This is a genomic window from Eikenella halliae (assembly GCF_001648475.1).
Lineage (GTDB): Bacteria > Pseudomonadota > Gammaproteobacteria > Burkholderiales > Neisseriaceae > Eikenella > Eikenella halliae.
Genome location: NZ_LXSQ01000002.1, coordinates 33,124 through 57,041, shown reverse-complemented (window position 1 = coordinate 57,041; position 23,918 = coordinate 33,124). Strand labels below are relative to the sequence as shown.

Here is a 23,918-nt window from a genome sequence, read left to right as displayed (position 1 = left end):
TGGGCAGAGGCTACCTGAAAACATCACAAGGCCTCAAACGCCTCAATGAACACCTGCGAGCGGTGCGCATAGCCTTTAAACATATCGAAGCTGGCGCAGGCGGGGCTGAGCAGCACGATGTCGCCGGGTTCGGCCAGACGGTAGGCGGTTTGCACGGCTTCCTGCAGGGTGGCGCAATCCATCATCTCCACGCCGCAGCCGGCCAGGTCGTGGCGGATTTGCGGTGCGTCTTCGCCGATGAGCAGCACGGCACGGGCTTTGCCGGGCAGCACGTTTTTCAACGGGGTGAAATCCTGCCCTTTGCCCTGCCCGCCGGCAATCAGGAACAGCGGGCTTTGCAGGCCGGCGATGGCGGCTTCGGTGGCGCCCACATTGGTGCCTTTGCTGTCGTCGATAAACACCACGCCGTTTTTCTCGCCGATTTTTTCCACGCGGTGCGGCAGGCCTTTGAAGGTGCGCACATGGCGCAGCAGCTGCTCGCGCGGCAGGCCGACGGCTTCGCACAAAGCCAGCGCGGCCAGCACGTTGGCGGCGTTGTGCAGGCCTTGCAGCGGAATGTCGGCGGCGGCAATCAGCGTTTCCGCGCCGTGTTTCAGGTAGCCTGATGCGGCGTCAAACCAATAATCGGTTTCCTGCTGCAGCGAAAAGCGGCGCACTTCGCGGCCGCTGCGTTTCATGGCGCGGCACAGCGCATCGTCGGCATTGATCACCTGCACACCGCTGCCGCGGAAGATTTTGTCTTTGGCGTGGGCGTAGTCGAGCAGGTCGTCGTAGCGGTTGAGGTGGTCTTCGGAAATATTGAGCACGGCGGCGGCGGCGGCGTTTAAATGGTCGGTGTTTTCCAGCTGGAAACTGGAGAGTTCGAGTACCCACACGTCGGCGCTCTGCTCCTGCCGGCCTTCATAAGCTTCGAGCACGGGCGTACCGATATTGCCGGCCACCACGGTATCCAGCCCGCATTCGCGGCACAAATGGCCGACCAGGCTGGTTACGGTGGTTTTGCCGTTGCTGCCGGTGATAGCGATGATTTTGTCGCGCTTGCCGGAAAGCTCGTGCGCCAAGATTTCCACATCGCCCAGCACACGGCCGCCGGCCTGTTTGAAGGCTTCGATTTCGGGCGTGCGCTCGCTGACGCCGGGGCTAAGGGCAAGAATGTCGAAACCTTCGGCCAATGCGTTTTTCAGGTAGCCTGTGTGGCAGGCCAGGCCGGGGAAACGCTGTTGCAGTTCAGCCTGTTTGGCAGCGGGGAAGTCGGCATCATAAGCATCTGCCGCCGCGCCTTTGCGGCGCAGGAAAGCCAGCATGGAAATGCCGCTGCCGCCCATCCCGGCCACAAGGATTTTTTGGTTTTGCCATTCGCTTTTCATTCTATTCTCCATGCCGCCCGGTTTTGTGGCGGCTGCTTTCTCAGTTTTGGCTTCGCTCATTTTGACTGCGTTGCAGCCTGCACTTTCAGGTAGCCTTTACTGCGCGGCTGTATTAGCCAGCAGCTTCATCAGCAGCAGCCACGGCAGCATAATCCCGCCGATGCATACCATCAGCCACAAAATCAAACTGTCTGCCATCTGCCGCAGCAGGGCGAAATAGCCCCATGAATACAGGCCCCAAATCACAGCGGAAATAGCTGCCGCAATCAGGGGGCCGCCAAACAGGCCGAATAAAAAAGTTACAACGGCAAAAGCCAGCGCCCATTGCCAAGCATAGGAATCCTCAGCGAAATCCTGCATTTTGGCAAAGGCCAGCAAAATCAACATGTGTAGCAGCATAACCTAGGTTCTTTAAATTGGGTTGCAATAGATTTCGGCTTCACGGAAGCCTACCGTGCCCGCTTTCAGGTAGCCTCTCTTGAGCCGGATGAGGCTACCTGAAAACCGTTTAACGAATTTTCAATGTGCTCAAGCCCACCAGCACCAGCACGATGGTGATGATCCAGAAGCGCACCACCACCTGCGTTTCCTTCCAGCCCTTCTGCTCGAAATGGTGGTGGATCGGCGCCATCAGGAAGATGCGTTTTTTGGTTCTCTTATACCAGCCCACCTGCAGCATCACCGACAAAGCTTCCACCACAAACAGCCCGCCCATAATCACCAGCACAAATTCCTGGCGCACGATTACTGCCACCGTACCCAGCGCCGCGCCCAGCGCCAACGCGCCCACGTCGCCCATAAACACCTGTGCCGGTGCCGCATTGAACCATAAAAAGCCCAAACACGCACCGCACATGGCCGCGCAGAACACCATCACCTCGTTCGCCCCCGGCACGAAGGGCAGCTGCAGATAGCGTGCAAACTGCCAGTGCCCCGTGGCATAGGCAAACACCGCCATCCCGCCGGCCACCAACACCACCGGGAAAGCCGCCAGGCCGTCCAAGCCGTCGGTGAGGTTGACCGCATTGGACGTGCCCACGATGGTGAAATACGACAACACCACAAAACCCACTACGCCCAAAGGCAGCGCCACCTGCTTAAAAAACGGCACGATTAAAATATTGTTCGCCGAATTGCTCGCCACATAAAACAGCAGCACCCCTGCCGCCAGCGCCACGCTGCTCTGCCACACCATCTTGAATTTGGCCGACACGCCGTGCGGGTCTTTATACACCACCTTGCGCCAGTCGTCGTAGAAGCCCAGCGCGCCCGTACCCAGCAGCACGCCGAGCAGAATCCAGATATACGGGTGCGACACATTGCCCCACAACAGCGTGGACACCGTAATCGACACCAAAATCAACACCCCGCCCATGGTGGGCGTGCCCGCCTTGGCCAAATGGGTTTTCGGCCCATCGCTGCGGATGGCCTGCCCGGCTTTCAGCTCGGTGAGTTTGCGAATCGTCCACGGCCCCAGCATCAGGCTGAACGCCAGCGCCGTGAGCGCCGCCATTACCGCGCGGAAAGTGGTGTATTGAAAAATGTTCAGCGCCGAAATCCAGTTGCTGAGTTTGGCCAACCATAAAAGCATAAAACTTCCTTAAATCATTTCTCGTAAGTTCAATTTAAACCGGTACTGCATTGTCTCGCCGTACTGTATTACTTTGCATTATCTGCATTACTTTGCATTATCTGCGGCTCGCTGCCTTGCCCTGATTTAAATTGAATTCGCTTAATTAACCTAGGCAGCCGGAAATAGAAAAGGCTACCTGAAACATCATTATCTGTATTGCACCACTGTAAAATGGGCAAATGTGGCATTATAAACTAAGCCGCTACCCAAGAGAGGCTACCTGAAAACCGAAATTCCCACTGCCATGCGAGGCACAAACTATGCAAACCATGCACTCCCACAGCGCACGCTGCCGCATCCGATTTATGGATCTACCAGCCCATGCGGGCAGAAACAGCACCCCTTGCTTATTTATCCACGGCCTAGGCTGCGCTGCCAGCTACGAGTACCCCCGAGTCGCTGCCAGTCCGGCCTTGGCAGGCCGCCGCACTATCTTGCTTGACTTGGCAGGTCACGGCTACAGCGAACGCCCACAGGATTTCTCCTATTCCACCAGCGCGCAAGCCGCAATCGTATCCGAACTGGCTAACCATCTTAACTTGCCGCACTTCTATCTCTATGGCCACAGCATGGGTGGCAGCATCGCTATTGAAGCCGCCGAGCAGCTCGGCAGCCGCGTGCGCGGACTCATGGTAAGCGAATGCAACCTGATTGCTGGCGGCGGTATATTCAGCCGCAACATTACCGCACAGGATGAAGCGTATTTCATCCACAATGGCTATGCCGAATTACTAAATAACGAACTCTCACCGTGGGCGGGCAGCCTACAAAGTGCTGCCCCGTGGGCATTGTGGCGTAGTGCATATCATTTAGTGAACGGTATATCGCCCGATTGGCTGCACCGCCTCTCCTCCCTGCCCCAACGCAAAATTTATTTAGTTGGCGATCGTTCCCTGCCCAACACAGACTACGACCGTATCCTTCAATACGGTATTCCCTGCGCCGTGATTGCCGATGCCGGGCACTCGATGTCTTGGGAAAATCCGGAAGGCTTGGCTACCGCTTTGGCAGAATTTATGTGCGCTTGAGCTTGGATTACCAACATGGCTGTTTTTGTTTCAGCCCACTTTGAACCAGTAAGGCTACCTGAAAGCAAACGAAGCCGAATTTGTCCAAACCGCTCACACCTCTTCCCACCACAATTCAGTTTCCGTATCCGCCTCAAACACCTGCCCGATTAGCGGCGTGAGCACCGGCAGGCCGCGCTCGATGGCCAGCGGGATGCTGCGGTGCACGGGTTCGTCCCAATCGTGCATGGCCAGGCTGAAGGCGCCCCAGTGAATCGGCATCATGCGGCGCGCGCCCACGTCGATGGCGGCCTGCACGGTTTGCTCGGGAAACATGTGGTTGTCCGGCCAGCGGCGGTCGTATTGGCCGTTTTCCATAAAGGCCAGGTCGAAGCCGCCGAAGTGCCGGCCGATGTCGGCGAAGTGGCTGCCGTAGGACGAATCGCCGCTGAAATAAAGCCGCTGCCCGCCGCCTTCGATAGCCCAGCCCGCCCACAGCATACGGTTGTGGTCGACCAGGTTGCGCGAGCTGTCGTGGCGGGCGGGAGTGGCGGTGAATGTTACGCCGCCGACGGTATGGCTCTGATACCAATCCGCCGCCGAAATGTTTTCCGCCTTCACGCCCCAGCGGCGCAGTAGCACTTCCATGCCCAGCGGCACGAGGAAATGCACCCCGCTGTCTGCCACGCTGCGTACGAAGGATTCCTCCAAATGGTCGTAGTGGTTGTGGCTGTAGAGGATGATGTCTAACGGCGGCAGTTCGTGCGGTGCGGCGGGCGGCGGCTGGAAGCGGCGGAACATTTTGTTGTTCGGCGCGGCGCTCATGCCGAACACGGGGTCGGTGAGGATGTTCAGCCCGGCCACGCGCATCAGCAGGGTGGAATGGCCGAACCAAACAAACCGTGCCTTTTGTTCGTCTTCAGGTAGCCTTTCCTGCCGCACGAAGGCGGCAAAATCAGGCTTGGCAAACGGCAGCGGCTGCGCGGGGAAGCGGCCTTTGCGGCTGAGCATTTTGAACGCCCCGCCGAAATCCAGCGGCTGCAAGCGGCGTTTGGGCTCGGGGTTGAAAAACCGGCGGCGGATCGGGTCGTAGTGGTTGCTGGCCGGATAGAGCGGATAACCGCCGTGCGGCCTACGCTTCATGGCCCTGCAAGGCGGCCACCACCTCTTCCATCTGCATAAAACGCGAACCTTTCACCAACACCGAAGCCTGCTCCGGCAATTCGTGCACCAGCACCTGCTGCAGCGGGTCTTTGGCGGCAAACCACAGCCCGGCCGCGCCGAAAGCCTCGGCAGCCTCCACGCTGAAATCGCCCACAAAATAAGCGGCTTCGATGCCCTTATCTCGCGCATAGCGGCCGATTTCGGCATGCAGGGCGGGGGCTTCGCCGTCGCCCAGTTCGCCCATATCGCCCATCACGAAAATGCGCGGCGCAGGCAGCCCGGCCAACACATCCAGCGCGGCCTTCATGCTGTCGGGGTTGGCGTTGTAGGTGTCGTCGATAATCGTGCTGCCGCGCAGGCCGGCCTTGCGTTGCAAACGTCCCTTGATATTGGCAAACCCGGCCAGCGCGGCGGCGCTTTCAGGTAGCCCCACGCCGGCCTGCAAAGCCAGCGCGGCCGCAGCCACGGCATTGGCCACGTTGTGTTTGCCCGGCACCGGCAGCTCTACCGCCGCACGTTGGTCTTGCCACACCAAATCGAAGCGGCAGCCCAGGGGCAGCAGCCGGACGTTTTCGGCACGCACTTCGCCCTTGTCCACACCGAATTCAATTTGGCGCAAATTCAGGGCGCGGCAGGCGGCGCGGAACACTTCGGCATATTCGTCTTCCGCCGGAATCAGCGCCGTGCCGCTTTCAGGTAGCCCGCGGTAGATTTCGCTTTTGGCACGGGCAATATCGCCCACGCCGTCGAAACCGCAGCCGATATGCGCGCGCAGGGCATTATTAACCAGCGCGGCATCGGGGTGGGCGATGCGGGTGAGCGCATCGAGTTCGCCGAAGTGGTTCATGCCCATTTCGATAACGGCATAGTGCTGCTGCGGCCGCAGGGCAAGCAGGGTGAGCGGCAGGCCGATATGGTTGTTGAAATTACCGACGGTGGCCAACACGGCCGCTTCGCCGAACTGGCGGCGCAGGATGGCGGCCAGCATTTCTTTCACCGTGGTTTTGCCGGAGGAACCGGTGATGCCGAGCACCAGCGGGTTCACCGCTTCGCGCCAAGCGGCAGCCAGGGTTTGCAGCGCCGCCAACGTGTCGGCCACCGGCAGGCTACCTGAAAGCGCGGCGCAGTCTTGGCGCGACACCAGCGCCCAAGTGCCCTGCGCCAACACGGCAGGCACAAAATCGTGGGCGTCGTGTTTATCGCCCACCAAGGCGATAAACAAATCCGCGCCACGCTCGTCGGCAGCGGCGGCTTGGCGGCTGTCGGTGATGACGCGGCGGATGGGGAGGTTGTGCTGCGGCGCGGGCAGGTTCAGGGCGCGGCAGACAAAAGCTAAATCGAGTGTGGGCATGGGGAATTCCATTGAAAATATTACGGGGCGGCAGGCTACCTGAAAAGGTATTAACGCTTTCAGGTAGCCTGTGGCAAGCTCAAAAGGCTACCTGAAAATTAAACGGTAAATGCCGCTTGGCGGCACGGCATCTCATTTTGGCAACAGCTCTTGCAAATCTCGAATTTGTTGCTCCAATTCGCGGACAATGCCCGGATCTTCGCCCCACATATCCAAAAAACTCCAAGTGTCGTTGGGCGGAGTGAGCATATTTTGCAGGATAACCAATGTTGCTTGCATGGTCGGGTACAGCCGATCGATAAAACTAAAGGGGCAGGCATACGGAGAGCCGAAGGCAATCAGCACATGGGCAACGGCTCGGATGGTGTCGTAATTTTCTTCCGAAGGGTCGAATTGCTCCACCTCTTGCGCCAGCAAATCAAAATCCTTGCTCTCCCAAAACGAGGCAAACCAATCGGCCGCCTCATCGTTTTCATAAACCTTGTACCCCCAATCGCCCATCACTTTCTCCTGCAATATCGATACACGTTCTTCACTTAATACAGGCCAATATTTTCAGGTAGCCTGTGGCAAGCTCAAAAGGCTACCTGAAAATCCGATGCGCCTGTTTTCAGGTGGCCTCATCCAGCGCGGCTTCGGCGATTTCAAAATCGGAGAAATGGTGCTTCTCGCCCTGCACGTCTTGATAGGTTTCATGGCCTTTGCCGGCAATCAGCACGATATCCTGCGGCGCGGCGCGGCGGATGGCGGTTTGGATGGCGACGCGGCGGTCGGCCTCCACCAGTTCGGGCTGCGGTACGGCAGGCAGGATGTCGGCGATGATGTCTTGCGGCTCTTCCATGCGCGGATTATCGCTGGTGATCACCACTTTATCCGCGCCCTGCGCGGCGGCGCTGCCCATCAGCGGGCGTTTGCCGCGGTCGCGGTTGCCGCCGCAGCCGAACACGCACCACAGGCTCGCGCCCTGCGGTTTGATTTCGCGCAGGGTGGCCAGCGCTTTTTCCAGCGCGTCGGGGGTGTGGGCATAATCCACCACCACCAGCGGGCGGCCTGCGCGACTGATGCAGTCCATGCGGCCGGTGGCGGGGCGGATTTGTGCGAGTACGCGCAACACGTCGGGCAGCGCATAGCCTTCGGCGCACAACAGGCCGACGCAGGCGGCGAGGTTTTGCGCATTGAACCGCCCTAAGAGCCGGCTGTGGATTTCGCCACTGCCCCAGGGCGTATTGAAGGCAACCTGCATGCCTTGGGCGGAAGCGGCAAAATGGGTGATGCGGATATCGGCTTGTTCATTGAAGCCGTAGCCGTATACGTTCAGGCTTGGGCGGTCGGCACGCAGCCCGGCGGCCAACTCGCGGCCGAATTCGTCGTCCGTATTGATGATGGCGTGTTGAAGGCTCTGCCAATAGAACAGTTTGGCCTTGCTGGCGCCATAGGCGGCCATACTGCCGTGGTAATCGAGGTGGTCGCGGGTGAGGTTGGTGAAGATGGCGGAGGAGAAGGGCGTGCCGACCACGCGGTTTTGGTCGAGGCCGTGGCTGGACACTTCCATCGCCACGGCTTTTGCGCCCTGCTGCTTGAATTGGTGCAGCAGGGTTTGCACGCGCACGGGGTTGGGCGTGGTGTGGGTGGTTTCTTCGAGCCGCCCCCAGAAGCCGTTGCCCACCGTGCCGATGATGGCGCAGGGCGTGCCGAGCAAATCGGCGGCTTGGGCAAGCCATTGCGAAATCGAGGTTTTGCCGTTGGTGCCGGTTACCCCCCAGCAAGAAAGGCTACCTGAAAGATTGCCGTAGAGCTTGGCTGCCAACAGGCCGGCGTTTTGCTTCAGGTGCGGCACGCCGAGATTGGCGATTTGCCACTCCGGCCGCCAGGCGAAACCGTCGCCGCTGTCCCAAAACACCATCGCCGCGCCATTGGCAATCGCGGCAGGAATATAGTTGCGGCCGTCGGCATATTCGCCCTGGCAGGCCACGAATACGTCGCCCGGCTGCACCAGGCGGCTGTCCATACGCAAAATGCACCCCGCCGCCACATCGGGCGGCAGGGTGCAGTTGTCGGGCAAGTCAAACTGTTTGTCCTTCAAGCAATACATGGTCGGCTCCAAGCACCGATTTATTTGGCAGCGACTTGCTGCACGGGTTTGGTGGGCGTCACGCCCAGAATATTCAGCGAACCAGCCATGATGTCTCTAAACACCGGCCCGGCCACGATGCCGCCGTAATAGCCGTTTTGGGTGGGTTCATCGATGTTCACCGCCACAATCACGCGCGGATGCTCGGCGGGGGCGAAACCGATGAAGGTGGCCATGTGTTTGTTGTCGGCATAGCGGCCGCCCACCAGCTTGCGTGCGGTACCGGTTTTCGCGCCCACGTTGAAGCCGGGCACGGCGCCCTGCGTACCGGTGCCGCCGGGCTCGGTAACGGATACCATCATGCGGCGGATGGCGCGCGCGGTTTCAGGCTTGATCACCTGCTCGCCCTGCGGCGCGGTGCTCTGGCGCAGGAAGCTTACCGGCAAAAGTTTGCCGTCGCTGGTGAAAATGGTGTAGCTGTGCGCCAGTTGCAGCAGGCTCATCTGCAAGCCGTAGCCGAACGACATGGTGGCCTGCTCGATGGGCCGCCAGTTGCGCCAGTCGCGTACCAGGCCGGGCGATTCGCCGGGGAAGCCGGAGTGCATACGGCGGCCGAAACCGACTGATTTATAAAAATCGTGCATCTCTTCGGGCTTAAACATGGCCGAAAGCTTGCTCACGCCCACGTTGGAAGATTTCTGCATGATGCCGCGCAGGGTGAGCGAGGGGTAGTTGTGCGTATCGCGCACGGTGGCCGGGCCGATATTATAAGTATTGGTGTTGAACACCATGTTTTCGTTCACTTTGCCCGAATCCAAGGCTTTGGCAATCGGGAAAGGCTTCATAGCCGAGCCGGGCTCGATCATATCGGTTACCGCGCGGTTGCGGCGCAGAGCGATTTCGGCTCCGCCGGGCTGGTTCGGATCGAAATCCGGCAGGTTTACCAAAGCAAGGATTTCGCCGGTTTGCGCATCCAACACCACAGCGGTGCCGGCTTTGGCCTGATGGTAGGCAACAGCCTGCGCCAATTTATCGTGCGCCAGCGATTGAATGCGCTGATCCAGCGAGAGCACCATATTGCGCCCGTCCACCGCATCGCGGTTGCGCGGCGAATCCAATTGATCAACATAATTGCCTTTATTGTCACGCAGCACCACACGTGCGCCGTCTTGGCCGCGCAGGTCGTCTTCGCGGGAAAGCTCCAAACCTTCTTGGCCTTTGCCGTCGATATTGGTGAAGCCGATAACGTGGGAGAACAAATTGCCCATCGGATATTGCCGTTTGGGCTCGGTTTGGAAGGCCAAGCCCTCAATTTTCAGAGCGCGCACTTTGGCAGCGGTTTCCGAGCTCATCTGCCGTTTCAAGAACACGAAATCGCTGTTGGTGCGCGCCAGGCGATCGGCAATGGTTTCCACCGGCACTTCGATGATTTCGGAAAGCTGTTCCAGCTGCTCCTGGCTGGGCATTTTTTCCATGGCAGAAGGAATGGCATACAGCGAATCGGTGGGCGCGCTCAAAGCCAGCACCGCGCCGTTGCGGTCGGTAATCGTGCCGCGGTTGGCCTGCTGCACCAAAGTGCGCACAAAACGCTTATTACCCTCGGTTTGCAGACGGTTCTGCTCCACCGTATGCAAATGTATGCTCCAGCCTGCCGCTGCGGCAAAGGCCGTGGCAAAAACCAGCAAAACAAAGGCAATCCGGCCATTGGTGCTCACCGGCTTCTTCTGTTTAACTGGCTTCTGCCGCATCTGCGGCTTGTAATCGCTTTTAATCAGCATGGTATTTACTCTCTACGCTGCCGCCCGCACGGCAGCAAAACTGCTCTATTTTGATTTTATTCAAAAACGCTTGTTAACTACATTCATCTATTTAATATTGCAAACGAACAACTTTGGTGTTCTGCATGGTAGGCGGCTGCAACTGTTGTTGTTCGGCCGCCGCCTTGATGAAACCGTGGTTGGCCAGCTTGGCCTGCTGCCATTGCAATCGGCGGTATTCTTCTTCCAAGTCCGCCCGCCGCTGGTGCTCTTTTTCCAATGAGATAAACGATTCGCGCGAACTGTCCTGCACCGACACCACCGCCAGCGCGGAGAGCACCGCCAACACAAACAGTACGATATTCAACTTATTCATCTGCAAACTCTCCCGCCGTCCGCTCGGCCACGCGCAATACGGCGGAGCGTGCGCGCGGATTGGCCGCGGTTTCTGCTGCCGAAGCCCGCTGCGCCTTGCCGATTTCCCGCAAGGGCGGCTCGGGGCGCTCGCTTTCGCGCACCATCACCCACTTAGGCAGTGGCGCGGGGCGGCTGTGGCGGCGGATAAACTGTTTCACTATCCGGTCTTCCAACGAATGGAAGGCAATCACGGCCAAACGCCCGCCGGTTTTCAGGTAGCCTGCGGCCTGCGGCAGCACCGCGCTTATTTCTTCAAGCTCACGGTTGATGAAAATCCGAATGGCTTGAAACGTCCGCGTCGCCGGGTCTTGGCCGCGTTCGCGAGTACGGACGGCTTGTGCCGCCAACTGCGCCAGCTGGCCGGTTGTAAGGATGGGGCGCTCTTGCCGCTGCTGCACAATGGCGCGCGCAATCTGGCTGTTAAACCGCTCTTCACCATAATCTCTGATTACCTCGCGAATCTCTTCTTCGCCGGCCTCGGCCAGCCATTGCGCGGCAGTTTGCCCGCGCGTGGTATCCATCCGCATATCCAGCGGCGCATCGTAGCGGAAGCTGAAGCCGCGTTCGGCATCGTCGATCTGCGGCGAAGACACACCCAAATCAAACAGCGCACCGTCCACCGCTTCGATACCCAATCCTTTTAAGGCTACCTGAAAGCCGGAAAACCCGCCGTGCACCACTTGCACGCGCTTGTCCGCCTCCGCCAACTGCCGCGCCACGGCAATCGCCTGCGGGTCTTTATCGAACACCACCAGCCGGCCGTTCGTGCCCAGCTTCGACAAAATCAGGCGGGAATGCCCGCCGCGGCCGAAAGTGCCGTCCACATACACGCCGTCCGGCTTCACTGCCAAAGCGTCCACCGCCTCGTGCAAAAGCACGGTAACGTGCGCCAACTCCTGCGCGCTCATAAGCGGAATCCGGCTTTATCGAGCTGTTCGGCCAATTCGTCCGGATCCATATCCAGCACTGCGTTCATATTGGCTTCCCAACGTTCGCGGTTCCACAGCTCCAGCCGGTCGGCACGGCCCACCAGCGTTACTTCTTTATCAAACTGCACGCGGCGGCGCAGGCTCGGCGGCAGCAAAATTCTGCCCGAAGCGTCCAAATCCAGCGTTTCGGCGTGGTTCAGCATCAAATCACGGAACATTCTGGCAGCCGGATTGCCCGACACATTCATCGCCTGCAAATTTTCCGCCGTTTTCTGCCACTCCGCTTCCGGATACATCACCAGATGCGTGCGCGCCTCCACGGTAACCACCAAAGACGGCGTGTAATGGCGCGCGAGCAAGTCGCGGAACTTGGCCGGAATCGCCAAGCGCCCCTTGCTGTCGATGCTCAATTCATGTACGCCGCCAAACACTTTTTCCCACCTTTGCTGGATTTTTGGGAATTAAGAAGACACCTTGCCCCACAATTTCCCACAAAGCGACACTATACGGCAAAGCTGCAGCATCGGTCAATTGCAAACACCGTAAAAATCCACGATTAACAAACTGTTTTTACATAAGATAGTTAGTTTCAATCACCACGCTTGCCGTTTTCCGCACAGCCCCCGATTTTGCCTCCCGGCAGCAAGCCTTTATAATTGCGCACGTTTTCCAGATTATTCGCATAATTGCTCTATGAACCGCCCTACCCTGCCCGCTCCCGGCCCCGAAGCGCTGGCCGCCTCACAGGCACTGTGTGGCCTGATACAACAACGCATTCAGGCCAACCACGGCTTCCTGCCTTTTGCCGACTTCATGCAGCTCGCGCTCTACCAGCCGCAATACGGCTACTACACCGGCGGCGCGCACAAAATCGGCGCGGCCGGCGACTTCATCACCGCCCCCGCGCTCACCCCGCTGTTCGGGCAAACCCTCGCCATCCAGCTTCAATCCCTGCTGCCGCAAACCGCCGGCAATATCTACGAATTCGGCGCAGGCACCGGCGAGCTGGCCGCCCAGCTGATAGGCAAGCTTTCAGGTAGCCTCCGGCACTACTACATCATTGAAGTCTCCCCCGATTTAGCCGAACGCCAACGCCGCCACCTTGCCGCCGCCCTGCCCCAACACCAGCACCAAATCACGTGGCTCACCGAACTGCCCGCCGAGTTCGACGGCATCGTCATCGGCAACGAAGTGCTCGACGCCATGCCCTGCGACATCGTGCGCCATCAAAGCGGCCAATGGCAGCTGATGGGCGTAGGGCTGGATGCAAACCGACAATTCCAATGGCAAAGCGCCCCCCTGCCGGCCGAGCTGCTGCCCGCCGCCCAAGCGCTGCTGCCCACCATCGACGGCTATACCAGCGAACTGCACCTGCGCCAGCAAGCCTTTATCCGCACCCTCGCCGAGCGCCTCACGCGCGGCGCCCTGCTCTTTATCGACTACGGCTTCGACGCTGCCCAGTATTACCACCCCCAGCGCAGCGGCGGCACCCTCATCGGCCACTACCGCCACCACGCCGTGCACAACCCCTTCGAACACATCGGCCTCACCGACCTCACCTGCCATGTGAACTTCACTGCCATCGCCGAAGCCGCCTGCCAAGCCGGGCTCGACCTCATCGGCTACACCACCCAGGCCGCCTTCCTGCTCAACCTCGGCCTCACCGACCTGCTGGCCGCCCAAGGCGAACCGGAAAGCCAAGCCTACATCCGCGCTGCTACTGCCTGCCAAACCCTCCTCTCCCCGCAAGAAATGGGCGAGCTCTTCAAAGTTATCGCCTTCGGCCGCAATATCGACCCCGACTGGCCAGGCTTCGCCCTCGGTGATTTGTGCCACAAGCTGTAACCGCCAACTGCCGGTTTGCAGCCCACACCTTCAGGTAGCCCCAGCCCGTGCCTTCCAATAACAAAACGCTTGCGAAATCATGCTCCGCAAGCGTTTTGTTTGCTTTGATAGCATTGCTGAAAGCCTAAAGGCTACCTGAAAGCTGCACGGCAGGCATTTATGCCCACTTAGGTTTTCAGGTAGCCTCTGCCTATATTGAGGCTACCTGAAAATCAAAATATCGGCTGCAACAATCCAATCCACAACAACTGCCCCGCCTTCTAAAACAAAAACAGCCCGAAACTGCTTTCAGGCTGCCTCCGCATCTTATCCTTATAGTGAATTAAATTTAAATCAGGACAAGGCGGCGAGCCGCAGACAGTACAGATAGTACGGCAAGGCGAGGCAACGCTGTAATGGTTTAAATTTAATTCACTATAATATTCTGTTCATTGCTCCTGCCTGCCATGTTCCCAATACAACCAAGCCAAACCGAGCGGCGCAATGATTGGTGCGCCAAACCAGCACAGAATCACGGCAAAAATCCGCACAACCGACATGATATGCGAAACAAAATAAGACCCGCGATCGCCCAAAATATAATCTACGATACGGTCATAGACAAAATACGCATACGGATACAGCAACTGGCATACGGTAAACGTCATCATGATCGACCAATAATTCGGATTTTCTTTACTACCGCCGAAATCGAACATGATAAAAATATAGAAAATCAGGCCGATAAGAAAGTGGCGGATATAGTATGCGGCAGACAACCCGCCAAATGTTCTTCCAATAAAAGACATGCTCGCCCTTGGCATGAAACAGATAAAAACCGCCATTTTATCAAAAAGTAGCAAACCGAATGTAGGCAATAATATAGCCATGCTGGCCGCGGATTGGGTGCGTAAACGGCAACCCCTTTTCCCCATACCATCTCAAACTCAGCTGCCGCTAACACTAGGACAAAAAATCGGAGATCATGTTGGACACCAAGCATTGCTTGCCTTATGGTTGGCACGCATAATGATTAAGTACAAGGGCTTTAATTATGCTTACCTCTTAATGGGAGATTAAAATGTGCCGCAATTGTTCGCCATCCAACCCGCTGGCCGACGGCTTGATGCTGGCTTGGACTGTCTTCGGCTTTCTATTGCTAACTGGGCTGGTGGCAATTGCTGCCGTGTTGCTGTTGCAATAAGCCTTGTAGCAAGAGTAGGTTGGGTTAGCCGCAGGCGTAACCCAACCAATTAAATTGTGGAATGTTGTGTTTATCAACCCAGCCTACGTCTATGGATTTTCAGGTAGCCCGAAAGAAAGGCTACCTGAAAAATATTTGCTTGGTTTCAGGTAGCCTACTTAATTGTGCGGGGTGTAGGGTGTGTGCGGAACGCACGCACGCGGCTGAAATAACAGGCAACTTGGCATAACGGGCAACGGCGTGCGTGCCTGCGGCACGCACCCTACACACCGTGCAAACTTTTCTTCAATAAAGGCTACCTGAAATTTTCAGGTAGCCTTTTCAATCAGCCAAACGGCCGGTTAAAACATCGGTTTATACGTGGCCAGCCAATAGATGGTGCAGAGGCAGCCGATAGACAGGGCATAGCCAATCCACCATTTGGCCGAGCGCGGCGGGCTTTTCAGGCAGAACATGCCCACCAGCACATACAGCACCACCAAAATCAGTTTCACGCCCAGCCAATTGGCATTGCCGAAGGGCACGTAGCGGGTGATGGTCATCAGCATCATGCCGGTGAAGAGCAGCAGGGTGTCGTTGATGTGCGGCACGATGCGCAGCACTTTGGGCACGGGGCGGCTCGGCAGAATGGTGCGCATCCAAAAGCGCAGGTTGAACAGAACCACGGTGATCACAACGAATACCAGATGGCTGTGCTTAACGGTAAGGTACATGGGTGCTCCGATGTTTTGATTGTTGTGTGTGATGGGCGGCAGGCTACCTGAAAGTTGCGCGGCCGCCAATAGCCCGTTCGTGGGATATCGTGAATTAAACGGTATTAACCCGCCGCCCTGCTCCATTCTGATTTTAAGCCCCAATGGCTTTCAGGTAGCCTTTACCAATCGTGGTCGATACGGCCGCGTTCGTCGGCCAATTGGTAGGCGGCATCGAGCTGCGCCTGCATGGTGGGCGGCAGGGTGCTCCGTTCGCCGTTGCGGTAGCGTTGCCAGTAGGGTGAAAGGCTGAAACGGCAGGTTTCGGCCAGCTCGCTCTGGATCATGATGAGGTGGCAGACGGTGTAGCCGAAGGCGTCCTGCGCATCGAAGGCGGCCAGTTCGATCACGTCGCCCGGGTAGAAGGTTTGCCCCAAGTCGGCGCTCACGTAGCCGTTTTGTTCGTGCACGATTTGCTTGAGCGCGGCAATGTGGTGTTCGGCCTCCATGCCGTAATCGAAACGGCTGATGCGATGCAGGGTATCGTCGCTGGCCTGTTGGATGTAGGGAAACAAGGCAGGCGGGAAGGCGGAGATGCTGAGTTTGCGCTTTTTAGCCATCGGTTTCAGGTAGCCTTTGGGTTGGCAGAGGCGTTATGTTTTTCAATCGCCAGCAAATAAGGCGGACGGTTACGGCGGTTGGTAAAGCCGTAGTGCAGCACGGCAAACTGTTGTTGCGGCAGGGCAGCCGCCCATTCGGACACAGCCTGGGCTTCGAGCGCACCCGCCTCGTGGCCGGGATAAAGCACCACGGCCAACAGCCCGCCGGGGCGCAAAATGTGCACGGCTTGCGCCAAGGCGGAAAGGGTGCTGCCGGTTTCGGTGGTGATCGCTTTATTGCCGCCGGGCAGGTAGCCGCAGTTGAACACGATGCTGTGCACGGGTTCGTTCACATAGTGTGCCAAATCGGCGTGGCTGGCAGAAATCAGGCGCACTTGCCTTTCCTCTCCGGCCGCCTGCAAACGCGCCTGCGTGGCGGCCAGAGCCTGCGGCTGGATATCGAATGCATACACGCGCCCGCTGCTGCCTACGCATTGCGCCAGAAACAGCGTGTCATGGCCGTTGCCGGCGGTGGCATCCACGGCAATGCCGCCTTCGGGCGTGGCTTGGGCGAGCAGGCGGTGGGCGAAAGGAAGGATGTTGTCGAGCATGGGATAAAATGGGATAGCCTGATAGGATGTGGGGAAATTCGCTGTGGCGGCACGGGCTTGGAGTATAATGCCTACCGTTTGCACACACTGTTTAAAAGGAGATCAGCATGGGTATTCCGGTTATTTCCCCGCAATACGCGCAATATCTGCGGGATTTTGAAACACTCATCCTGCAAAAGCAAGCCGAAATCGAGGCCTGGTTCCGCAGCCAGTGGAAACGGCACAAGCCGCCGTTTTACGGCTCGGTGGACATCCGCAACAGCGGCTACAAAATGGCCAGCATCGACATGAACCTCTTTCCCGGCGGCTTCAACAACCTCAACCCCCAATTCAGCCCGCTGGCCGCCGCCGCCGCCACCGACGCGGTGGAACGCTATTGCGAAGCGGCCAAATCCGTGCTGATCGTGCCGGAAAACCACACGCGCAATACGTTTTACTTGGAAAACGTGTATGCCCTGAGCAATATCCTGCAACAGGCCGGCTTTACCGTGCGACTGGGCAGCCTGAATCCCGAAATCACCGAGCCGTCCGAATTCAAAACCGCGCTGGGGCACACCATTTTGCTCGAGCCCCTGCTGCGCACCCGCGAGCGCGTGCACCTGGCCGACGGCTTCTCGCCCTGCCTCGTGTTGTTGAACAACGACCTCTCCGGCGGCGTGCCCGAAATCCTGCAAGGCATCCGCCACACCGTGCTGCCGCCCCTGCACGGCGGCTGGACCACCCGCCGCAAAACCGCCCACTTCGCCGCCTACAACCAAGTGGCCGCCGAATTTGCCGGGCTCATCGGCATCGACCCATGGCAGATTAACCCTTATTTCGAAAAAGTGTCCGGCCTCAACTTCCACGAACGCGAAGGCGAAGACGCCCTGGCCGAAGCCGTGGAGCGCGTGCTGGCCGAAATCCAGGCCAAATACGACGAAAAAGGCATCACCGACAAACCCTTCGTCATCGTCAAAGCCGACGCCGGCACCTACGGCATGGGCGTGATGAGCGTGAAATCCGCCGACGAAGTGCGCGCGCTCAACCGCAAAAACCGCAACAAAATGGCCACCGTGAAAGAAGGCCTGGCCGTAACCGAAGTGATTGTGCAGGAAGGCATCTACACCTACGAAACCCTCAACGGCGCCGTGGCCGAGCCGGTGGTGTATATGATCGACCGCTTCGTGGTGGGCGGCTTCTTCCGCGTGCACGAAGGGCGCGGCGCCGACGAAAACCTCAACGCCAGCGGCATGCGCTTCGTGCCGCTCAGCCGCAATATGCCGCAAACCGACAGCAGCGGCGACGACCCGGAATTCCTCGCCGGCAGCAAGCGCGTGTTCGAACAATGGCAAACCCTCGGCCTGCCCGACCGCAGCCAAACCTGCGACTGCGCCAGCAACCGCCTGTATGTGTACGGCGTGATGGCCCGCCTCTCGCTTTTGGCGGCTTCGATTGAGTTGGATAATTATTGATATCGCCAACAAAGGCTACCTGAAACTTTCGCTATGCAGCGTTTTAACTGCATTGAAACCCACGTTTTCAGGTAGCCTTTTTTGCAGACATCTAAATGGTACAACTTATTGCCCACACAGAATTTCCATCTTGCAGGTAGCCCTTATACACACATAAAGAGGCTACCTGAAATTTTCCCGCCTCCCCGCCCTTGCACTATAATCTGCCATTTTTCAGGTAGCCCCAGCGCCGCCTCCCTATTCCCGCCAAACCACAGAAAGCCATCCATGAAAAAACGAGTCCTCACCGGCGTAACCACCACCGGCATCCCACATTTGGGCAACTACGTCGGCGCCATCCGCCCCGCCATTGCCGCCGCAGCCGACCCCTCCGCCGAATCCTTCCTCTTTTTGGCCGACTACCACGGCATCATCAAATGTCACGACCCCGAAGTCATCCACACCTCCACCCAGGCCGTGGCCGCCACCTGGCTCGCCTGCGGCCTCGACCCCGAGCGCACCACGTTTTACCGCCAAAGCGACATCCCCGAAGTGCCCGAGCTCAACTGGATACTCACCTGCATCACCGCCAAAGGCCTGATGAACCGCGCCCACGCCTACAAAGCCGCCGTGCAGGCCAACCTCGATGCCGGCCAAACCGACCAAGACCACGGCGTGGAAATGGGCCTCTACAGCTACCCCATCCTCATGAGCGCCGACATCCTCATGTTCAACGCCCACGAAGTGCCGGTAGGCCGCGACCAAATCCAGCACGTGGAAATGACCCGCGACATCGCCCAGCGTTTCAACCACCGCTTCAAAGAACTGTTTGTGCTGCCCGAAGCCAAAGTGGACGACAACGTAGAACTCCTCGTCGGCCTCGACGGGCGCAAAATGAGCAAGAGCTATGGCAACACTATCCCGCTGTTTGAAAGCGAGAAAAAGCTGCAAAAAGCCGTGAACAAAATCATCACCAACCTCAAAGAGCCCGGCGAGCCGAAAACCCCCGACGAGAGCCCGCTGTTCGACATCTACAAAGCCTTCGCCACCCCCGCCGAAACCGCCGAATTCACCCAAATGCTCGCCGACGGCCTGGCCTGGGGCGAAGCCAAAAAACTGCTCGGCGCCAAACTGAACGAAGAGCTTGCCCCCAAACGCGAACGCTTCCACGAGCTCACCGCCCAGCCCGCACAAATCGAAGACATCCTGCAGGCCGGCGCTGCCAAAGCCCGCAAACAAGCCCGCGAACTGCTCGACCAAGTGCGCGACGCCGTAGGCATCCGTCCGCTTCGTTGAACAATACGGCTGTTTGGCAGACACACAAAAGGCTACCTGAAAAACCATCAACCGGGCCAAAGGTAACCACAATAAAGGCTACCTGAAATTTCAGGTAGCCTTCCCCATGGCAGCCGTGTAGGGTGTGTGCGGAACGCACACACGCAGCTTTGGAATAACTGGCAACGGCGCGTGTCCCTGCGGCATAAACCTCATGCTGAAAGGCTACCTGAAACAGAATTCAGGTAGCCTTTGGCGTTACGGCGGGCAAGCATCAAACCCAATATTTCGTTCCGCCTCACGGCAAACGGCAATAAGAGTAGATTGGGTTAGCCGCAGGCGTAACCCAACAAATAAAGTGAACCGTCGGGTTTCCCAACTTAAGCTACGCACTAAGCGGCTGTAGGGTGTGTGCCGCAGGCACGCACGCCGTTGTTTGAGGTTTGAATAACGCGTGCGTGCGTTCCGCACACACCCTACACACCCAGCAAGGGGAAGGCTACCTGAAAACACAGTTTCAACAAAGTTCAAACAGGGTTTCCAAAGAAAGCCGAGTTTCTGCGGTGCTGAAATTTCAAGTAGCCTTTTCTCATTCTCACCCCAAGCCCGGCCCGCGTTATAATCCACCCCTATCAATCACACCGAAACCACCGCCATGACCCCTACCCTAGAGCTCGACCTAACCGGCCTCAAATGCCCCCTGCCCATTCTCCGTGCCAAAAAAGCGCTGGCCACCTTAGAAACCGGGCAGATCCTTTCCGTGCGCGCCACCGACCCCGGCGCTCCCGACGACTTCGCCGCCTTCTGCCGCCAAACCGGCCACCAACTGCTCGCTTCCGACACGGATAACGGCGTGTTCGTTTTGGTGATCCAACACAAATAGCCCGGCTTCACCGCAATATCGTTTTAACCAACCTTGCAACACGGTTTCAGATAGCCTTATCCGCCCGGCATCCAAAGGCTACCTGAAAATATAACGTTCCAAATCACGAAAGCTCCCCACCATGCAAACCCTCACCCTCCTCCGCCCCGATGATATGCACCTGCACCTGCGCGACGGCGACACCCTGCGCCACGTTTTGCCGCACACCGCCCGCCAGATGGGCCGCGCCGTGATCATGCCCAACCTCAAGCCTCCGGTGGTTGGCGTGGCCGATGCCTTGGCCTACCGCGAACGCATCCTCGCCGCCCTGCCCGCCGGCAGCCGCTTCCAACCGCTGATGACACTCTATCTCACCGACCACGCCACCCCCGCCCTGGTGCGGGAAGCCAAAGCCGCCGACATCGCCGCCTTCAAACTCTATCCCGCCGGCGCCACCACCAATTCCGACAGCGGCGTAACCGACCTGTTCAAACTCCTGCCCGTGCTCGAAGAAATCGCCGCCCAGGATATGCGCTTCCTGGTGCACGGCGAAGTAACCGATCCCGCCATCGACATCTTCGACCGCGAAGCCGCATTCATCGAGCGTATCCTCCTGCCCGTGCTGAATAAAGTGCCCGGCCTCAAAACCGTGTTCGAGCACATCACCACCGCCGAAGCCGCCCGCCTCGTGTGCCAAAGCGGCGACAACCTCGCCGCCAGCGTTACCCCGCAGCACCTGCTGCTCAACCGCAACGACCTCTTGGTGGGCGGCGTGCACCCGCACCACTACTGCCTGCCCGTGCTCAAACGCGAAAGCCACCGCCAAGCCCTGCTCGAAGCCGTATCCGGTGCGCAATCGCATAAATTCTTCCTCGGCACCGACTCCGCGCCGCACCCGCAACACGCCAAAGAAAACGCCTGCGGCTGCGCCGGCATGTTCAGCGCCGCCACCGCTATCGAGCTCTACACCGAAGCCTTCGAGCAAATCGGCGCGCTCGGCAAACTCGAAGCATTCGCCTCGAAAAACGGCGCCCGTTTCTACGGCCTGCCCGAAAATACCGACACCATCACCCTGGTGAAACAAGCGCAAACCGTGCCCAACAGCTTCCCCATCGGCAACGGCGGGCAACTCGTCCCCATGCGCGCCGGCGGCAGCGTGGCTTGGACGATGCAACCGTAAGCCCCGCCCGCTCTGATTTTGATGCAAAAAGGCTACCTGAAAATAAGCGGAGCAAATTTCTGCAACGCTCACATTTTCAGGTAGCCTTTTTCATGTATAGCAAGTAACCCAAACTAATGGAAATGGCCTAGATAATGTTGGGTTTCCAACCCAACTTACCTACCTGAAAGTATTAGCAGTTACAATAAGATACTGGTTAAATATTTATTTAATAAAATAAGGTTTTGATATGAAATACTATTTATTATCCATAAACTCCAACAGTGAATTATGGAATGGATATTCAACTATTAGCCTATTCACAGATAAAGATAGCAATGATATATATTCTCCCATAAAAGCATAGGGTAATTTAGATTTATATTATGAAAATCTTAAATTTGATGAAAAATCAAACAATATTCCACCATTTAACATGGCAGATGATATTTTATTAATTCGGAAAGATATTAAAGACATAAGTATTCTTAAAGGCGAATACCTAGATTTGATTCCTGTCTTCAATCTTAATGGCAAGAATGAGTTCTTGGCTTTTGATATAAAAAACTTAATTTTTAATTGTGTGAATTGGGAGAAATCAAGTTTTGAGCCTTGGCCTCCTGAAAGGAAAATAAAAGAATGGGAACATCCTAGAGGCCAGATTTTTTATAAACCCGTTATTTATAAATCCAAAATACCTAATGATGTAGAAATTTTTAGAATAATGGAATGGCCTGATACTAATATAGTAATATCAGAGATTTTTAAAAATAAACTGTTGAAGCTAGATTTTAATCATAACTTTTTGAAATTTTTAAATATTGAGTTAGTGTAGGTAGATTGGGTTAGCCGTTTATGGCGTAACCCAACACAATGAAAATAGCCCAGATGTTTGGTTTCTAACCCAACCTAATCACTACAATTTCGATACAAAAAGCTACCTGAAAGCCCAGCCTCGGTTTCGCCAAGGCATTGCTTTCAGGTAGCCTTTTCATTGCAACAACGATGTGCTATTCAAACTCCGCCCACACCGGTGCGTGATCGCTGGGGCGTTCCAGCGCGCGCGGGGCGGTGTCTACGCCGGCGGCGGTAAGGCGCGGCAGCAGGGCTTGGCTGGCGAGGATGTGGTCGATGCGCAGGCCGAGTTTGCGGCGGAACATATTCATGCGGTAGTCCCACCAGGTGTAGAGCGGTTCGGCGGGGTGCAGGCGGCGCAGGCTGTCGGTGAGGCCGAGGTCGAGCAGGGTTTGAAACCAGGCGCGCTCTTCGGCGGAGCAGAGGATTTTGCCCTGCCATTTTTCAGGGTCGTACACATCCAAATCGGCGGGGGCGATGTTGAAATCGCCGAGCAGCACCAATTCCGAGTGTTGCACCAATTCGTTGCGGATAAATTCGGCCAGCGCGGCAAACCATTGCTGCTTGTAGGCAAATTTCTCGCTGCCCACGGCCTCGCCGTTCACGCAGTATACGTCCACCACACGCACGCCGCCGATGGTGGCGGCAATCACGCGCCGTTGCGGGTCGTTGGGCAGGGCGGGCAGGCCGGTGTGTACGTTTTGCGCTTCTTCTTTGCTGAGGATGGCCACGCCGTTGTAGGTTTTCTGCCCGCTCCACACGGCGCGGTAGCCGAGCATTTCGAAGGCGGAAAGCGGGAACTGGTCTTGATCCAGCTTGAGCTCTTGCAGGCAGAGCACGTCGGGCTGATGCTGAATCAGCCAGTCGCTCACGTGCGGCAGGCGCACTTTGAGGGAGTTTACGTTCCAAGTGGCGATTTTCATGGCGTTTGCTTTCGGAATGAATTTTTCAGGTAGCCTGCATCGATAGTGAGGCTACCTGAAAATATGCGCTTCAACGGAATTGAAACATTGGCTGGCGGTTTACTCGGCTTCGTCTATCCAAGCCTGTTGCACGGCTTCGAGGATGCGCTCGCCGCAACGCTGCGGGTCGTCATCAAACTCGGGCAAATCGAGGATGAGCTGGCGCAGCTGGGTGAAGCGGACGGTTTTCGGGTCGATGTCGGGATGGCGGTCGAAGAGTTCTTCGGCGATGCGTTGGGTGTCGGTCCATTTCATGATGAGGCTACCTGAAACTAGATGTGTACGGCCGGCGGCTGGGGAGCGCCAGGCTTAATGATGCTCGCGGGCGTGGTTGATGGTGTATTTGGGAATCTCCACCACGAGGTCTTCGCCGGCCACTTTGGCCTGGCAGCTCAAGCGCGATTCGGCTTCCAAGCCCCAGGCTTGGTCGAGCAGGTCTTCTTCGATTTCGCTGGGTTCTTCCAGGCTGTCGAAGCCTTGTCGCACGATCACGTGGCAGGTGGTGCAGGCGCAGGATTGCTCGCAGGCATGCTCGATTTCGATGCCGTTGTCGAGCAGCAGGCTGCAAATGCTTTCGCCTTCGGAGGCGTTTTCGATGATTTTGCCTTCGGGGCACAATTCGCTGTGTGGCAAGACGGTTACTTTGGGCATGGTGTGTGCTTTCTTGGCTAAATTTTTGAGTGGCGTATTGTAACGGAAAAGGCTACCTGAAAACAGTTGATTGCTTTTCAGGTAGCCTCTATTGCAAC

General features: G+C 57.4%; 26 protein-coding genes. 8 read left to right on the top strand and 18 right to left on the bottom strand.

All coding sequences use genetic code 11. The features are described 5' to 3' along the window. Window positions 1-23: 23 nt before the first annotated feature. The 3 genes from murD to mraY all read right to left on the bottom strand — a co-directional run bounded on the left by murD (window position 24) and on the right by mraY (window position 2,958). Window positions 24-1,367 carry a UDP-N-acetylmuramoyl-L-alanine--D-glutamate ligase gene (gene murD, locus A7Q00_RS00550; RefSeq protein WP_064088723.1) on the bottom strand — a complete coding sequence of 448 codons (1,344 nt, stop codon included), beginning with the start codon at window positions 1,365-1,367 and terminating at the stop codon, window positions 24-26. 96 nt (window positions 1,368-1,463) lie between these two features. Beyond that, window positions 1,464-1,766 carry a hypothetical protein gene (locus A7Q00_RS00545; protein ID WP_081253442.1) on the bottom strand — a complete coding sequence of 101 codons (303 nt, stop codon included), beginning with the start codon at window positions 1,764-1,766 and terminating at the stop codon, window positions 1,464-1,466. Window positions 1,767-1,875: 109 nt separating this feature from the next. Next, window positions 1,876-2,958 carry a phospho-N-acetylmuramoyl-pentapeptide-transferase gene (gene mraY / locus A7Q00_RS00540; protein WP_064088707.1) on the bottom strand — a complete coding sequence of 361 codons (1,083 nt, stop codon included), beginning with the start codon at window positions 2,956-2,958 and terminating at the stop codon, window positions 1,876-1,878. Window positions 2,959-3,260: 302 nt separating this feature from the next. Here mraY and A7Q00_RS00535 point away from each other — a divergent pair, with 302 nt between their 5' ends. Next, window positions 3,261-4,028, top strand: coding sequence for an alpha/beta fold hydrolase (locus A7Q00_RS00535; protein WP_064088706.1), 768 nt, complete (start codon window positions 3,261-3,263; stop codon window positions 4,026-4,028). 93 nt (window positions 4,029-4,121) lie between these two features. On the opposite strand, the gene A7Q00_RS00530 is transcribed toward A7Q00_RS00535, so the two are convergent. The 8 genes from A7Q00_RS00530 to mraZ all read right to left on the bottom strand — a co-directional run bounded on the left by A7Q00_RS00530 (window position 4,122) and on the right by mraZ (window position 12,127). Beyond that, a complete protein-coding gene (locus A7Q00_RS00530; protein ID WP_064088705.1) occupies window positions 4,122-5,150 on the bottom strand; it encodes an MBL fold metallo-hydrolase in 1,029 nt (342 codons plus the stop codon). After that, entirely contained in the window at window positions 5,140-6,522 is a 1,383-nt protein-coding gene (locus A7Q00_RS00525; RefSeq protein ID WP_064088722.1) for a UDP-N-acetylmuramoyl-tripeptide--D-alanyl-D-alanine ligase, read from the bottom strand. Before A7Q00_RS00525 ends, A7Q00_RS00530 begins: the two co-directional genes overlap by 11 nt. 132 nt (window positions 6,523-6,654) lie before the next feature. Continuing rightward, entirely contained in the window at window positions 6,655-7,023 is a 369-nt protein-coding gene (locus A7Q00_RS00520; protein WP_064088704.1) for a DUF4259 domain-containing protein, read from the bottom strand. Window positions 7,024-7,132: 109 nt separating this feature from the next. Beyond that, complete coding sequence (locus A7Q00_RS00515) at window positions 7,133-8,614, bottom strand: UDP-N-acetylmuramoyl-L-alanyl-D-glutamate--2,6-diaminopimelate ligase (protein ID WP_064088703.1); 1,482 nt, start codon at window positions 8,612-8,614, stop codon at window positions 7,133-7,135. Window positions 8,615-8,634: 20 nt separating this feature from the next. After that, complete coding sequence (locus A7Q00_RS00510) at window positions 8,635-10,371, bottom strand: peptidoglycan D,D-transpeptidase FtsI family protein (protein ID WP_064088702.1); 1,737 nt, start codon at window positions 10,369-10,371, stop codon at window positions 8,635-8,637. Between the two features lie 91 nt (window positions 10,372-10,462). Next, complete coding sequence (gene ftsL, locus A7Q00_RS00505) at window positions 10,463-10,726, bottom strand: cell division protein FtsL (RefSeq protein ID WP_064088701.1); 264 nt, start codon at window positions 10,724-10,726, stop codon at window positions 10,463-10,465. Then, window positions 10,719-11,675 (bottom strand): 16S rRNA (cytosine(1402)-N(4))-methyltransferase RsmH, encoded by a 957-nt coding sequence (rsmH, locus tag A7Q00_RS00500; protein ID WP_064088700.1) that lies wholly within the window; start codon window positions 11,673-11,675, stop codon window positions 10,719-10,721. Before rsmH ends, ftsL begins: the two co-directional genes overlap by 8 nt. Further along, window positions 11,672-12,127, bottom strand: a complete 456-nt coding sequence (mraZ, locus tag A7Q00_RS00495) for a division/cell wall cluster transcriptional repressor MraZ (RefSeq protein ID WP_023887050.1) — start codon at window positions 12,125-12,127, stop codon at window positions 11,672-11,674. The genes rsmH and mraZ overlap by 4 nt, the downstream gene beginning before the upstream one ends. Before the next feature lie 262 nt (window positions 12,128-12,389). Between mraZ and A7Q00_RS00490 the strand changes: the two genes are divergently transcribed. Continuing rightward, a complete protein-coding gene (locus A7Q00_RS00490) occupies window positions 12,390-13,541 on the top strand; it encodes a class I SAM-dependent methyltransferase (protein WP_064088699.1) in 1,152 nt (383 codons plus the stop codon). A gap of 428 nt (window positions 13,542-13,969) precedes the next feature. Here the strand turns inward: A7Q00_RS00490 and A7Q00_RS00485 are convergent, their stop codons facing one another. Then, window positions 13,970-14,410: a hypothetical protein gene (locus A7Q00_RS00485; protein ID WP_156503669.1), complete on the bottom strand. Its 441-nt coding sequence runs from the start codon at window positions 14,408-14,410 to the stop codon at window positions 13,970-13,972. A 191-nt stretch (window positions 14,411-14,601) separates the two neighbouring features. Between A7Q00_RS00485 and A7Q00_RS14120 the strand changes: the two genes are divergently transcribed. Further along, entirely contained in the window at window positions 14,602-14,724 is a 123-nt protein-coding gene (locus A7Q00_RS14120; RefSeq protein WP_281178996.1) for a hypothetical protein, read from the top strand. A 341-nt stretch (window positions 14,725-15,065) separates the two neighbouring features. Here A7Q00_RS14120 and A7Q00_RS00475 read toward each other — a convergent pair whose 3' ends face one another. The 3 genes from A7Q00_RS00475 to mnmM form a co-directional block, all read right to left on the bottom strand. Then, a complete protein-coding gene (locus A7Q00_RS00475; RefSeq protein WP_064088696.1) occupies window positions 15,066-15,437 on the bottom strand; it encodes a SirB2 family protein in 372 nt (123 codons plus the stop codon). A 161-nt stretch (window positions 15,438-15,598) separates the two neighbouring features. Further along, window positions 15,599-16,036 (bottom strand): hypothetical protein, encoded by a 438-nt coding sequence (locus A7Q00_RS00470; RefSeq protein WP_064088695.1) that lies wholly within the window; start codon window positions 16,034-16,036, stop codon window positions 15,599-15,601. A gap of 5 nt (window positions 16,037-16,041) precedes the next feature. Further along, window positions 16,042-16,626 (bottom strand): tRNA 5-(aminomethyl)-2-thiouridylate-methyltransferase MnmM, encoded by a 585-nt coding sequence (gene mnmM, locus A7Q00_RS00465; protein WP_064088694.1) that lies wholly within the window; start codon window positions 16,624-16,626, stop codon window positions 16,042-16,044. Between the two features lie 107 nt (window positions 16,627-16,733). On the opposite strand from mnmM, the gene gshA reads away from it, so the two are divergent. The 5 genes from gshA to A7Q00_RS00440 all read left to right on the top strand — a co-directional run bounded on the left by gshA (window position 16,734) and on the right by A7Q00_RS00440 (window position 22,187). Beyond that, window positions 16,734-18,077, top strand: a complete 1,344-nt coding sequence (gene gshA, locus A7Q00_RS00460; protein ID WP_064088693.1) for a glutamate--cysteine ligase — start codon at window positions 16,734-16,736, stop codon at window positions 18,075-18,077. Window positions 18,078-18,344: 267 nt separating this feature from the next. Continuing rightward, window positions 18,345-19,352: a tryptophan--tRNA ligase gene (trpS, locus tag A7Q00_RS00455; protein ID WP_064088692.1), complete on the top strand. Its 1,008-nt coding sequence runs from the start codon at window positions 18,345-18,347 to the stop codon at window positions 19,350-19,352. Window positions 19,353-19,986: 634 nt separating this feature from the next. Beyond that, window positions 19,987-20,214, top strand: a complete 228-nt coding sequence (locus A7Q00_RS00450) for a sulfurtransferase TusA family protein (RefSeq protein WP_064088691.1) — start codon at window positions 19,987-19,989, stop codon at window positions 20,212-20,214. Between the two features lie 121 nt (window positions 20,215-20,335). Continuing rightward, complete coding sequence (pyrC, locus tag A7Q00_RS00445; RefSeq protein WP_064088690.1) at window positions 20,336-21,373, top strand: dihydroorotase; 1,038 nt, start codon at window positions 20,336-20,338, stop codon at window positions 21,371-21,373. Window positions 21,374-21,788: 415 nt separating this feature from the next. Further along, window positions 21,789-22,187, top strand: a complete 399-nt coding sequence (locus tag A7Q00_RS00440) for a hypothetical protein (protein ID WP_064088689.1) — start codon at window positions 21,789-21,791, stop codon at window positions 22,185-22,187. Window positions 22,188-22,362: 175 nt separating this feature from the next. On the opposite strand, the gene xth is transcribed toward A7Q00_RS00440, so the two are convergent. From xth to fdx, 3 genes are all read right to left on the bottom strand, one after another. Next, window positions 22,363-23,130: an exodeoxyribonuclease III gene (gene xth, locus A7Q00_RS00435; protein ID WP_064088688.1), complete on the bottom strand. Its 768-nt coding sequence runs from the start codon at window positions 23,128-23,130 to the stop codon at window positions 22,363-22,365. Between the two features lie 99 nt (window positions 23,131-23,229). Beyond that, window positions 23,230-23,424 (bottom strand): Fe-S cluster assembly protein IscX, encoded by a 195-nt coding sequence (gene iscX / locus A7Q00_RS00430; RefSeq protein WP_003822048.1) that lies wholly within the window; start codon window positions 23,422-23,424, stop codon window positions 23,230-23,232. A 54-nt stretch (window positions 23,425-23,478) separates the two neighbouring features. Then, complete coding sequence (gene fdx, locus A7Q00_RS00425) at window positions 23,479-23,820, bottom strand: ISC system 2Fe-2S type ferredoxin (protein ID WP_064088687.1); 342 nt, start codon at window positions 23,818-23,820, stop codon at window positions 23,479-23,481. Window positions 23,821-23,918: the final 98 nt, after the last annotated feature.